Origin of the sequence: Dielma fastidiosa, assembly GCF_000313565.1 — a bacterium.
Classification (GTDB): Bacteria; Bacillota_I; Bacilli_A; order Erysipelotrichales; family Erysipelotrichaceae; genus Dielma; species Dielma fastidiosa.
Map to the genome: position 1 here is coordinate 361,777 of NZ_HE578924.1, position 12,448 is coordinate 374,224.

15 protein-coding genes are annotated in these 12,448 nt (G+C 42.8%); 2 read left to right on the top strand and 13 right to left on the bottom strand.

What is annotated here, in order from left to right; all coding sequences use genetic code 11:
* The first annotated feature begins 19 nt into the window (after positions 1 to 19).
* Complete coding sequence (locus tag DAHG_RS05235) at positions 20 to 1,459, top strand: arylsulfatase (protein ID WP_022937282.1); 1,440 nt, start codon at positions 20 to 22, stop codon at positions 1,457 to 1,459.
* Positions 1,460 to 1,510: 51 nt separating this feature from the next.
* The gene (locus tag DAHG_RS05240; RefSeq protein WP_022937283.1) at positions 1,511 to 2,362 is read left to right on the top strand and encodes an AraC family transcriptional regulator; all 852 of its coding nucleotides are present in this window, start codon (positions 1,511 to 1,513) and stop codon (positions 2,360 to 2,362) included.
* Positions 2,363 to 2,389: 27 nt separating this feature from the next.
* On the opposite strand, the gene DAHG_RS05245 is transcribed toward DAHG_RS05240, so the two are convergent.
* From DAHG_RS05245 to DAHG_RS05305, 13 genes are all read right to left on the bottom strand, one after another.
* Entirely contained in the window at positions 2,390 to 3,541 is a 1,152-nt protein-coding gene (locus tag DAHG_RS05245; protein ID WP_022937284.1) for an O-antigen ligase family protein, read from the bottom strand.
* A gap of 163 nt (positions 3,542 to 3,704) precedes the next feature.
* Entirely contained in the window at positions 3,705 to 4,100 is a 396-nt protein-coding gene (gene atpC / locus DAHG_RS05250; protein ID WP_022937285.1) for an ATP synthase F1 subunit epsilon, read from the bottom strand.
* A 1-nt stretch (position 4,101) separates the two neighbouring features.
* The gene (gene atpD / locus DAHG_RS05255; RefSeq protein ID WP_026880824.1) at positions 4,102 to 5,508 is read right to left on the bottom strand and encodes a F0F1 ATP synthase subunit beta; all 1,407 of its coding nucleotides are present in this window, start codon (positions 5,506 to 5,508) and stop codon (positions 4,102 to 4,104) included.
* An 11-nt stretch (positions 5,509 to 5,519) separates the two neighbouring features.
* Complete coding sequence (atpG, locus tag DAHG_RS05260) at positions 5,520 to 6,356, bottom strand: ATP synthase F1 subunit gamma (protein ID WP_022937287.1); 837 nt, start codon at positions 6,354 to 6,356, stop codon at positions 5,520 to 5,522.
* Positions 6,357 to 6,360: 4 nt separating this feature from the next.
* Positions 6,361 to 7,881: a F0F1 ATP synthase subunit alpha gene (atpA, locus tag DAHG_RS05265; RefSeq protein WP_026880825.1), complete on the bottom strand. Its 1,521-nt coding sequence runs from the start codon at positions 7,879 to 7,881 to the stop codon at positions 6,361 to 6,363.
* A gap of 14 nt (positions 7,882 to 7,895) precedes the next feature.
* Positions 7,896 to 8,435, bottom strand: a complete 540-nt coding sequence (gene atpH / locus DAHG_RS05270; protein ID WP_022937289.1) for an ATP synthase F1 subunit delta — start codon at positions 8,433 to 8,435, stop codon at positions 7,896 to 7,898.
* Entirely contained in the window at positions 8,423 to 8,941 is a 519-nt protein-coding gene (gene atpF / locus DAHG_RS05275; protein WP_022937290.1) for a F0F1 ATP synthase subunit B, read from the bottom strand. The genes atpH and atpF overlap by 13 nt, the downstream gene beginning before the upstream one ends.
* Positions 8,942 to 8,975: 34 nt before the next feature.
* Entirely contained in the window at positions 8,976 to 9,224 is a 249-nt protein-coding gene (gene atpE, locus DAHG_RS05280) for an ATP synthase F0 subunit C (RefSeq protein ID WP_022937291.1), read from the bottom strand.
* 21 nt (positions 9,225 to 9,245) lie between these two features.
* Positions 9,246 to 9,962, bottom strand: a complete 717-nt coding sequence (locus DAHG_RS05285) for a FoF1 ATP synthase subunit A (RefSeq protein WP_022937292.1) — start codon at positions 9,960 to 9,962, stop codon at positions 9,246 to 9,248.
* A complete protein-coding gene (locus DAHG_RS05290) occupies positions 9,963 to 10,325 on the bottom strand; it encodes an ATP synthase subunit I (protein WP_022937293.1) in 363 nt (120 codons plus the stop codon).
* Positions 10,318 to 10,506, bottom strand: a complete 189-nt coding sequence (locus DAHG_RS18885) for an AtpZ/AtpI family protein (RefSeq protein ID WP_022937294.1) — start codon at positions 10,504 to 10,506, stop codon at positions 10,318 to 10,320. Before DAHG_RS18885 ends, DAHG_RS05290 begins: the two co-directional genes overlap by 8 nt.
* Positions 10,506 to 11,126: a uracil phosphoribosyltransferase gene (gene upp, locus DAHG_RS05300; RefSeq protein WP_022937295.1), complete on the bottom strand. Its 621-nt coding sequence runs from the start codon at positions 11,124 to 11,126 to the stop codon at positions 10,506 to 10,508. Before upp ends, DAHG_RS18885 begins: the two co-directional genes overlap by 1 nt.
* A 438-nt stretch (positions 11,127 to 11,564) precedes the next feature.
* A complete protein-coding gene (locus DAHG_RS05305) occupies positions 11,565 to 12,437 on the bottom strand; it encodes a LysR family transcriptional regulator (protein ID WP_022937296.1) in 873 nt (290 codons plus the stop codon).
* Positions 12,438 to 12,448: the final 11 nt, after the last annotated feature.

Sequence of the window (12,448 nt, forward strand, 5' to 3'; positions counted from 1 at the left end):
TACCATAAGAGGTACAAGTATGCAAAAACCAAATATCTTACTGATCATGTGTGATCAATACCGCGGTGACGCGCTGTCATGTCAGCAGCATCCCGATGTAAAAACACCGAATTTAGATACCCTGGCTGCACAGGGTGTCTGTTTTGACCATGCCTATTCCGCATGCCCCAGCTGCATTCCTGCCCGTGCCGCATTATTAACCGGACGTTCTCAGAAAAAACATGGCCGGGTTGGCTATGAAGATGGTATTGACTGGGATTATCAGCATTATATGGCTGAGGAATTCAGTAATGCCGGTTATCAAACCCAATGCATCGGCAAAATGCACGTACACCCGCCGCGCTTATTATGCGGGTTTCAGGGCCTTCAGCTGCATGACGGTTATCTGGGACATTATCGTTCACAGAAGATACCGCATTGGATGCACCAGGAAGTCAGCGATGATTATCTTTATGATTTAAAAAACGCGATGGGACAGGACGCCGATATCACATCAACCGGGGTAGAATGCAATTCATGGGTTACGCATCCATGGATCTACCCTGAACACCTGCATCCGACAAATTGGGTCAGTGATAAATCCATTCGTTTTTTAAAAACCCGTGACCGAACGAAGCCCTTCTTCTTAATGGCTTCCTATGTCCGCCCGCATCAGCCTTTTGATGCCCCCCAGTCTTATTATGATTTATACAAAGATAAAGCGCTGCGCCCGCCTTTTGAAGATGATTGGTCAGATCCAACGCTGACGGAAACATATGGACGCATTAAAGACTCAATTTATGGCTGCTCAGACGAACAGCTGCGTCATGATGCCATGGCTGGCTATTATGCGAGCATTACGCATATTGACCATCAATTAGGACGTATTATACAGAGTCTGATTGAAGATGGCAGCTATGAAGATACAATTATTCTCTTTCTCTCTGACCATGGTGAAATGCTGTTTGATCATCACTGCTGGCGCAAAGTCTACCCATATCAGGGCAGTATTCATATCCCATTGATCTTCCGGATCGGAAAGCATATCGCGGATATTAAACCGCATCATGCCGATACGATTGCTGAATTGCGTGATATCATGCCGACCCTGCTTGATTATGCCAAACTGAATTGTCCGGACACCGTTGACGGCAAATCCTTACAGCCCGCCATAACCGCCAATACATCTATCCGCTCATGGCTGCATGGCGAACATTCCTTTCATTCCGGTTTAAGCAATCATTACATTGTCACCAATAAAGATAAATTCATTTGGTATTCAGAAACCGGACAGGAACAATATTTTGATCTTATCAATGATCCTCATGAATCCCACAATGCCATTCATGATACACAATACCAGGATCGGATTCATGAGCTGCGTAAGCTGCTGATCGATGAGCTTGCTGACCGTGAAGAGGGGTATAGTGATGGTTTTAAGTTAATTTCTGGCCGTCCATCAAAAAATATGCTGTTCTAGAAACTATACACTTCACCTTCTTTCGTTTATAATATAGAAAGGAGGAAATTTATGGCCAATACACGTTATAAACTATCCGATACTGATCTGGATAAAATTAACTGCAAATTGCTCTATGTCACGACGGCTCGTTATGACTCTGACTGGCATTCGACAATTCATTTCCATAATTTTACTGAGATATTCTATGTTGTGCGCGGTGATGGCAGTTTCATCGTCGAAGACAGTGAATTTGAGGTAAAAGCCGACGATATGATCATCGTTAATCCAAATGTTTCTCATACTGAAGTTTCCAGTGAACAATCGCCATTGGAATATATCGCGCTGGGCATTGAAGGATTGCTCTTCTCACAGATCATTAAAAATGAAGATACGCATGCTGATTATTTTCTTCAGAATTATCAAGACTATAAGCATGAAGTTCTCTTTTATCTGAAAACATTGGTTGCGGAGGTAGAGAATAAGGAAGATCATTATGATCGCCTGTGTCAGGATCTGCTTGAAGTATGTATCATTAACATGATCCGCCGTGCTAATAATACCTTCAGTATCGCTTCTACTAAAAAAATGAACAAGGAATGCTCCTATGTGAAGCAATACATTGATCTTCACTATCAAGAGAATATCACCCTTGATGAATTATCCCGTCTTACATATGTAAATAAGTATTATCTTGTTCATGCCTTTAAGAAGTATATCGGTTTATCCCCGATAAATTATCTGATATCTAAGCGTGTAGAGGAAGCCAAGGTTTTACTTGAAACTACAAACTACTCGGTTTCACAGATTTCGGATATCGTTGGGTTCTCATCGCAGTCATACTTTTCACAAGTATTTAAGAAGACCATGGGTACAACGCCCTTTGAAATACGCAAGAAAAAGCGTGAAGAAAAGTCTCAATAAAAAGCTAAGTTTCGTACTTAGCTTTTATTATGCTTCATCAGTTTTTAAATTGACTGTCATCATTAACAAGGATAAATAAAGAAAGCTTGTCTGACTCCAAAAAATTGTCGCATCTAACAAGCCATGAATCATGACAATGACCGTTAATGCCAATACTAAAGCTTTGCGGATATCACAAAGTTTGAACGCCTCTTTTAAACGATTCACAATAAATATGATTAATGGCACAACGCCGAGGATACCAAAATTGATTAATGCGTCTAAGAATATATTGTGGGCGTGCTGGGTGGCAATGCCGTTAAATTGGGGATAAACCTGCATATAGGTCAATGGTCCATGTCCCAATAATGGATTCACTTTAAACTGCTGAACTGCTGTCTGCCAGATGCCGATGCGCACATCCATCGATGAATCAGAGCTTTCAAGACGCGGTAATAATTCAGGTTCCATGAGTACAAACAAACCTAAACAGATTTCAATCAGCAGCAATAGCGCTGCTGTTTTTCGCTTGCCTGCAAAGTAAAACAGAATGAGGATTGCCACTGCCAATGCCGGCCATGCGCTGCGGCAGCCAGTTAGATATAAACCGCTGAGATTGCATAAAATGATAAAGAAATAGATTCCCTTATTCTCTGAAGTGATTAATTTAGCTAAAGCAATGATGATGAAAAACTCACACATCATCGCATAATAATTAGCGTTAAAAAAGACTGAATTGACCCGATATTTAGGCAGATCAGGAATAATTAAATCGGTAAACTGATAATTCAGCGATTCTGTAATATTCAAATATTCAAGCAGCGCATGAGCAAAGCATACAACACTCATCAGTAATATCAGCTTAATAAAGCGGTCATAAAAATGGGCGTCACAATGCCGGCGCAGATCACAGGCGGCAATCAATATCACCAGCATCATAAAACTGCAGCCGATACCTAATAAATTGCCATAAACCAGCGCGCCGATAAAGCCGGCAAGGATAACCAGCAGACCTGCTTTCGCCTGCGGTGTTTCTTGCAGCAGCACTTTAAGCTCACCATTCATCATCAGCCCTAAGGTCAATGCCGCCAGCATCATTAAGCCAATATAAAAAGGCATAAACATTGATAACAGACAGGTTAGCAGCATCAGCTGATGCATTGTATAAGATTTGGCTTCTTTAATAATTAGGTTAATCAAAGACTCACCCCTTAGATGATTCTTATTATAGCACGTTTCAGTCAGTTCATTAGGAATGTCACAAAATTGAAAGAATTTCTTTGGCTGACTGTAATAAAAAGTTATAACCTTATACCTATTAAATATTGATTCATCGAGTTAAAGAAAAAAGAGCCGAAGCTCTTTATTTGAAATTGGCAACCCGAATCCGGTTCATTGCCCGATCTAAGGCAACCTGAGCGCGACGAATTGACGTATTAGCGTCTTTTCTTGCAAGCCGTTTTTCAGCTCTTTCCTTAGCGCGTTTTGCACGTTCAACATCAATTTCATCCTTGCCTTCAAAGGCATCGGCCAGAATCCGCACCTCGTTATCGTTAAGCTGCAGCAGACCGCCGGTGATGGCATAGACACGTTCTTCATGATTAATTGTCAGGATCATACTGCTGGTAGTAATCATTGCGACTAACGGCATATGGTTAGGCAGAATCGCACATTCCCCCGTTGTCGTTGTACAATGAATTTTCTCTGCTTCATAATTCCCATATAAACCATAAGGAGTTATGATTTTAACCTTCAGCATCTTATTCACCAAGTGCCTTTGCTTTTTCCACTACCTCTTCAATCGATCCGACAAACATAAATGCCTGTTCCGGATATTCATCATAATCACCATTCAGCAGTGCTTTAAAGCTGCGGACAGTGTCTTCCTTCGGAACATAGCGTCCCTTCATACCAGTAAATTGTTCACCGGCAAAGAAAGGCTGTGACAGGAAGTTGCGGACACGGCGGGCACGGCCAACCACGACCTTATCTTCTTCACTTAATTCATCCATACCTAAAATAGCGATGATATCCTGAAGCTCCTTATAGCGCTGCAGCAGCTGCTGAACACCGCGGGCTACTTCATAATGATCTTCACCGACAACTAAAGGATCAAGCATTCTTGATGTTGATTCCAATGGATCAACAGCCGGATAGATACCTAACGCGGCAATTGAACGATCCAGTACCGTCTTTGCGTCCAAATGGTTGAACGCAGTCGCTGGCGCCGGGTCAGTTAAATCATCGGCAGGTACATAAATTGCCTGTACAGAAGTGATTGATCCATCTTTTGTGGAAGTGATCCGCTCCTGCAGCTGACCCATTTCAGTTGCCAATGTCGGCTGATAACCTACCGCAGACGGCATACGGCCAAGCAGCGCTGAAACCTCTGAACCCGCCTGTGTAAAACGGAAGATATTGTCAATAAACAGCAGTACATCCTGATGGTTAACATCACGGAAATACTCTGCCATTGTTAATCCTGATAAACCTACACGCATTCTAGCGCCCGGTGATTCATTCATCTGTCCGTAAACCAGAACCGTTTTATCTAAAACACCGGTTTCTTTCATTTCATGGTACAGATCATTACCCTCACGAGTACGTTCACCGACACCGGCAACTACGGATAAACCGCCATGTTCTGTCGCGATATTATGAATCAGCTCCTGAATCAATACGGTTTTACCAACACCGGCACCGCCGAATAAACCGATTTTACCGCCCTTGGCATAAGGACACAGCAAATCAATAACCTTAATACCTGTTTCAAGTACCTCGGCGGTTGTCTGCTGCTGATCAAAACTTGGGGCGCTGCGATGAATCGGCATATGCTTCACAGTATCCGGAAGCGGCTCAAGTCCATCGATCTCACGGCCCAAAACATTGAACATTCTTCCCAGCACCTGTTCACCAACTGGCACACTGATCGGCGCACCTGTATCAACAGCATCCATACCGCGAACCAATCCGTCGGTAGAACCCATCGCAATCGTACGCACCCGATCATCACCAATGTGCTGAGCAACCTCAACAACCAATTTCTCATGGCTGTTGACATTGTCAATTTCAATGGCTGTCAGCAATGCCGGCAGATGTCCGTCAGCAAATAGAATATCGACAACCGGTCCGATGACCTGAACAATTTTTCCAATATTTTTCATCATTGTTCCTCTCATTATAAAGCATTCGCTCCGCCGACAATTTCCGTAATCTCCTGGGTAATTGCCGCCTGGCGTGCTTGATTATATGCTAATTCTAATGTACTCTTCAAATCCTCAGCATTATCCGTTGCTGTTTCCATCGAAGTTCTCCTTGATGCCTGCTCACTCGTTTTTGTTTCCAGGTAATAAGAATAAACCAACGATTTAATTGACATCGGGATCAGATCATTTAAAATTTCTTCTTCACTCGGTTCAAAGATGGTATCAGCAGATGCCCCCTTCTTTTCAACCTTTTCAACCGGCAGCAAAGTGACGATTTTAGGTTCAAACCGCAGCGGATTGATAAACTCCGTATAAACGATACGAATCTTACCAATTTCCTGATTTCGATATTTCGCAAGAGCACTTTCCGCAAGCTGCGCTAACAGCGCGTAATTATCATCCTCAACCTGGATATACTCCTCAACCACATTGCGCTGACGGCTTTTAGCCCAGACAGCCCCCTGTGTGCCAAGCATTACCAGCTGTTCATCCTGCGGACATTCAGCTTCCAAAAGACGATAAACATTTGCGTTATAAGCTCCGCATAAACCCATATCGGAAGTAAAAACGATCGTCAGCGTCGGTGCATCCGTATTTTCTACCAGATAAGGATTATCAAAAGTTGTAAGGTTTGCTAAGATCTGTTCCAACACTTCTTTCAGATAATGAGCATATTCCTTATTCTGCTTCATTCTTTCCTTTTGACGGGTATATTTACTAGCGGCAACCAACTGCATCGCTTTTGTGATCTTCATCGTTGAATCAACGGAACGGATACGGCTCTTGATGGCTAATTGACTAGCTCCCATAAGCCTAACCTTCGATCAGCTTTGAAAAAACGTCAGCGAATTCGTCGAGCACTTCTTTGATATGTGCATTCAATTCATTACTGATATCGTGTTTTTCATTGATTTCATCCACAATTTCAGGATGCTTTTCATGCATCATCTTAAGCATTTCGGTCTCATAATAATGGACATTCTCCACATCCACATTCTTGAGATAGCCATATTTAGCCGCAAATAAAGATAAAACCTGATCTGCGACACTCATCGGATCATACTGATTCTGTTTCAGCAATTCAGTCAATTTTGCACCGTGATCCAAGGTTGCTTTTGTTGCCGGATCAAGATCCGAACCGAATTTAGCAAATGCCTGCAGCTCACGATACTGAGCAAGTTCCAGCTTCAAAGAACCAGATACTTTTTTCATTGCTTTAACCTGCGCTGCCGATCCTACACGGGATACGGACAAACCGCTGTCAACTGCCGGTCTTATACCTTCATTAAACAATTCTGTCTGCAGGAAGATCTGACCATCGGTAATTGAGATTACATTGGTTGGAATATAAGCCGAAATATCACCCGCCTGCGTCTCAATGATTGGCAGAGCGGTTAATGAACCATTGCCATATTCCTCATTCATCTTCGCTGCCCGCTCTAAAAGACGGCTGTGCAGATAGAATACATCACCTGGATAAGCTTCACGGCCCGGCGGACGTTTCAGCAGCAATGACAGTGTACGATAAGCAACCGCATGCTTACTTAAATCATCATAAACGATCAGGACATCTTTGCCCTGTTCCATCCACTCTTCACCCATCGCGCAGCCGCTGTATGGTGCGATATACTGTAAAGGCGCCAGCTCAGAAGCCGTAGCAGCTACCACGGTCGTATAATCCATCGCGCCATGCTGACGGAGCTTTTCAACGATCTGAGCGACTGTACTGGCTTTCTGGCCAATCGCTACATAGATACAATTAATATTTTCATTTTTCTGATTGATGATCGTATCAACTGCAATTGCCGTCTTACCAGTCTGACGGTCACCGATAATCAGCTCACGCTGACCGCGGCCGATAGGAATCATTGAGTCAATAACTTTCAAACCAGTCTGAACCGGCTGATGCACTGACTTACGCGTCATAACACCAGGTGCAACACGCTCAATCGGACGGAATTTATCCGCTTTGATTTCCGGTCCGCCGTCGATTGCCTGACCTAATGCGTTAACCACACGGCCAAGCAGATCATCACCAACTGGAACCTCAACGATCCTGCCGGTACGCTTTACCGTATCACCTTCACTGATCAGTGTATCACTTCCCATTAAAACAGCACCGACATGTTCTTCTTCAAGATTCAGTACCATTCCATATACATCATGCGGGAATAACAGCAATTCTCCGGACATGGCATTTTCCAGCCCATGAATCAGGGCAATACCGTCACCAATCGTAATTACTGTTCCTGTTTCCGCAACTTCAAGTTCTTCATCATAGTGCATGATCTGCTCTTTGATGATTTTACTAATTTCTTCAGGTCTTAAATTCACATTCGTCACCTCACTCATTGCAGCGCAGTATTGACAACTTCTTCCCTGAGACGGGCTAAACGATTAGCCGCAGAGTTATCAAGAATCTGGTCATTGATTTTAATTCTTAGACCCGCAAGCAGTGCTTTATCCACTGACCACCTGCATTCAACTTTTTGATTCATTTTCTGTTCAAGCATTTCTGAAACACGCTTTTTCTCATTCTCATCCAATTCAACGGCACTTGCTACATAGGCAACCGCGATATGAAAATGATTATTATACAATGCTTCAAACTCCTCAACAGCATCCTTAAACTTGACAAAACGGTTCTTATCAATCATATACTTCATATAATTCAATAATAAATGATCGATATCTTTCCCATAAATTTTTTCAAGCAGTTCTTTCTTTTCCTGTTTGCGAACCTTTGGATGATTCAAAACCTTTGCCAATTCAGGCGTCATCGTTGATAAAACAACATGACACTCCTGTTTAAACTGATCCAGCTTATTGCATTCAAGGCCGATCTCAAACAGCGCTTCACCATAACCCTTCGCTACTAACCCTGCCATGGTGTTTCACCTGCATTATTGATAAAGTCATCGATATACTTCTTCTGTTCTTCATCATTTAACTCCTTGCCGACAATCTTTTCAGCCGCAAGGAAGGCAACCTCTGTGATTTCTTTCTTGATGTCTTTTTCAGCCATCATCTTTTCACGTTCAATATCACGCTGTGCCTTTTCAACAGCATTGTTCGCGTCAACACGAGCCTTGCTCAAAATTTGAGCACCTTCCTGCTTCGCGCTGAGCTTTGCCGCCTCAATAATCTCATGAGCTTCTTTCTTAGCTCCTTTTAATTGTTGAGCATACTGCTGTTTAAATGCTTCACCTTCCGCGTGTGCCTGCTGGCCGCTGGCAATTTCATCGGCAATCAATTTCTGACGGCGGTCAAAATACCCCAGCACCTGAGGCCAGAAAAAATGTTTAGCAAGCAGACAGATCAGCACAGTAGAAATCAGAACGAGTATCATATCTATGACATTCAGACGCAGATAGTTATCAATATTAATATTCATGATACCCTCCTTTTCTTAATTTTCACTACCTAGACTACGCTTTAAGGAAAATCAGAATCAGAGCGATAATTAACGCATAGATACCTGTTGTTTCTGATAATGCAATACCTAATACCATCATATTACGAATCTTGCTTTCAGCATCCGGATTTCTGCCCACAGCCTCACAAGCCTTACTAGCGGCAATACCTTCACCGATACCAGGACCAAGACCAGCTACCATTGCGATCCCAGCACCTAAAACTGCCATACCGGCAACGAAAAATTCATTAAACTCAGCCATTTTGTGTTCCTCCTATAGCTTTTAGTCTTCTTCCGGGAAAGCCTGTCCCAAGAAAAAGGTTGATAAAGTGAAAAAGATGTAAGTCTGAATGCATCCTGAGAAAATATCAAAATACATATGTAGAAATGGTGTAACAATGAACAACGAAACGCCTAATCCTGTAAACAGATTGTTTAACACCGCAAACAAACTGTAAATCAGCGTCATGATGATCGTTCCTCCAAGCATATTACCGAACAGACGCAATGAGAGCGAAAGCGGGAATACGCAGTCACCAAGAATATTCAATGGTGTCAGAATCCAGATAGGCTCGGTCCATCCCTTAAGATGACCCAAAATCCCCTGTTCCTTAAAGGCGGTGAACTGAATCACACAGAACATGATTACGGCAAGTGTTGCATTGACGCTTAAGTTGGATGTCGGTGCCTGTACACCTAACAGGCTGCTCAGATTTGAAAGCAGCATGATAATAATCATGGTTCCATATAATGGAAGGAACTTTCGCGTCCGTTTACCGAGGCTGTTGTTTACGATCCAGATCACTAACTGCACAGCCGCTTCCGCAACCAGCAAAACGCCATGCGGTGCCTGTGAAGCGTCAGCCTTCTTGAACTTGCTGCCAAGTACGACCATCAGTACAGCTACAATCGTACAGATCGCCAGCCAGACTAAGATTGAAACATGAATCTGAATCTCAAGCGAACCGATCGTAAGCAATATGCCATCAAAATTCTCCAACTATTTCACCTCCTTGTCCGCAAAAAAGCGGGTATAGATTAAAATTGCTGCCTTGTTGCAAAGGAAACCAGCTAACAGCGCGAATATATTAAAACCCCGCCAATAGCTGACGCCGAAAATCAGCGCATAGATCATATAGCGCAGCAGATAGTTCGCGCGGGCACTTCGGCCGGCACTTGGCCCATTGATTTTATAAGCCATTTTAACTACCATGTTGAAGCCGATGATCGATACCAATGCACCAATCGCAATTCCACCTGTAATCGATGCTTCTTTAAAAATAAGCGAGAGTACAATCAGGACTCCGGCTAAAAGCAATGTCAGCTTGCGTATCTGATAGGCCAGTATGGTTTTTTCATCCATTTTTTGAAGTCTCCCTTATTAATAAATACAAACTGCCAAACAGCACATAAAGCAGCAGCGCAATCATGATCCATGGTGTCGTATGTAATTGTTCATCAACCCATTTACCAAAAAATATCGCAAAGATACTTCCCACAACGATCCGTGTGACAAAGCGCGTCGCCTTATGATAGCCATTCATTATTTTGTACCAAAGATACGGTCGCCGGCATCACCAAGACCTGGTACGATATAACCTTTTTCATTCAGCTTATCATCCAATGCCGCTAGATAAATATCAACATCCGGATGCTGCGCCTCAACAGCTTTAACACCTTCCGGTGCGCCAACCAGACAAACCAGGCGAATATTCTTCGCGCCCTGACGTTTTACCATGGTGATTGCCGCATTCGCGCTGCCGCCGGTCGCCAGCATTGGGTCAACAATCATCACAACTGCATCATCCATGCATTTTGGATATTTCGCAAAATATTCATGTGGTTCAAGCGTCTCTTCATCACGATACAATCCGATATGTGCTACCTTTACCGTCGGCACCAGATCGCAGATACCATTAACCATACCCAGTCCCGCACGCAGAATTGGCACTAAAACAATATCTGTTGCCAATGTCTTGGTATGACAGTCACCCATCGGTGTTTCCACAACCACATCACGGGTTGGAACATCACGGGTAATTTCATACGCCATCAAACCGGCAATCTCGTCAAGATTCTGACGAAAATCTTTGGTAGACGTATCCTTCGACCGCATGATAGCCAGTTTATGCGTAATCAAAGGGTGTTCTAAAACATGTAACATACGTTTCCTCCATTACTGTGGATCACAGCCACTAATTCTTGATAAGTATACCATTTCTGACACCAAATGAGTAGCCCGTTTGCTAATTTTTTTAGCCATTTTCACAAACTATAAAAGGAGTTCAACTCACTGCTTTTAAGCAGTTGCCTAGGCAGTCACTTATATAAAGCGCATACATCAAGCATAAGTGTTCCTAAGTAACCTTTTTCATCTTGTGATAATAGTAATATTTTTAACAACCGCCATTCAGCATAGAAAAATATACTTACTAACAGCCTCAGCAGTTCTGTCAGATATAATTATACCCTTAAAATTGAATCTTGTATTTACACAAAATCAATTTTCTGTCTAAATTGCATAATTGGGATTTCCATGGTCATGAATATTGACAAATTAGCCGATAATTCCCTATATTATGACTATGTTTAACGATAATTTTTATGCTTTCCCAAGCATCGTGTAGATTTCATGATATATGTCCTTATATATACTGTTTTTACGCCAGATAAAATTAAATTCATGAGTTGCGGAAAAATCATTTAATGTGATTTCCCGTAAGATTCCCTGATCCAATTCCTGCTGAACCACCGGCTGATAAAAGAATGATATACCGGCTCCCGCGCAAACCATCTTCTTAATTGTATTCAGGTTGCCGATTTCAACCTTATGTGAAAAATCATTCAGTGTCAGATTTTTCTCTTTCAGCTTCCGCTCCAGCATTTCACGTGTTCCTGAACCAGCTTCACGGACAAGCAGTCTTTCATTCAGCAGATCAGCCATTGATTTTGCAGAGCATTGAGTATCATAGGCGCAAACCGGCAGAAATCGCTCACAGCTATATACGATGCTGTCATAGGAGGATTTTGCAAAGAAGCCTTCAACAATCGCAAAATCAATATCTCCATCATCCAGCATTTGAATCAGCTTTGCTGTATTGGTAACAAACATGCGTATTTCCGCGTCAGGTTCACGTTCTAAAACCTTCAGCAAGACCTTCGGCATGATATATTCCCCAATCGTCAGGGTAGCTCCGAAATGCAGAACTCTTTTTGAGGTTTGCTGATGAATCATTTCAATCAGCTTCTGCGCGTCATGACGCATCGTAGTAGCCGCCTGCCGAAACATCATGCCAGCCTCACTCAGTATCAGCTGTTTGCCTTCATAGCTGATAAGCCGGGTACCTACCTGAGCCTCCAAAGCTCGAATATGCTGAGAGACTGCCGGCTGGGTAATATGCAGCAGCTGAGCCGCCTTTGTGTAATTCATGGTTTCACAGACAACTAAAAAGGTTTCAACTTTAACGTCTAACATAAAATCACCTC

Coding starts and splice junctions, on each gene's coding strand:
- DAHG_RS05240 (WP_022937283.1), top strand. CDS start 1,511: ATGGCCAATACACGTTATAAACTATCCGATACTGATCTGGATAAAATT.
- atpD (WP_026880824.1), bottom strand. CDS start 5,508: ATGATGAAAAATATTGGAAAAATTGTTCAGGTCATCGGACCGGTTGTC.
- atpG (WP_022937287.1), bottom strand. CDS start 6,356: ATGGGAGCTAGTCAATTAGCCATCAAGAGCCGTATCCGTTCCGTTGAT.
- DAHG_RS05290 (WP_022937293.1), bottom strand. CDS start 10,325: ATGGATGAAAAAACCATACTGGCCTATCAGATACGCAAGCTGACATTG.
- atpF (WP_022937290.1), bottom strand. CDS start 8,941: ATGAATATTAATATTGATAACTATCTGCGTCTGAATGTCATAGATATG.
- atpE (WP_022937291.1), bottom strand. CDS start 9,224: ATGGCTGAGTTTAATGAATTTTTCGTTGCCGGTATGGCAGTTTTAGGT.
- DAHG_RS05235 (WP_022937282.1), top strand. CDS start 20: ATGCAAAAACCAAATATCTTACTGATCATGTGTGATCAATACCGCGGT.
- atpC (WP_022937285.1), bottom strand. CDS start 4,100: ATGCTGAAGGTTAAAATCATAACTCCTTATGGTTTATATGGGAATTAT.
- DAHG_RS05305 (WP_022937296.1), bottom strand. CDS start 12,437: ATGTTAGACGTTAAAGTTGAAACCTTTTTAGTTGTCTGTGAAACCATG.
- DAHG_RS18885 (WP_022937294.1), bottom strand. CDS start 10,506: ATGAATGGCTATCATAAGGCGACGCGCTTTGTCACACGGATCGTTGTG.
- atpH (WP_022937289.1), bottom strand. CDS start 8,435: ATGGCAGGGTTAGTAGCGAAGGGTTATGGTGAAGCGCTGTTTGAGATC.
- upp (WP_022937295.1), bottom strand. CDS start 11,126: ATGTTACATGTTTTAGAACACCCTTTGATTACGCATAAACTGGCTATC.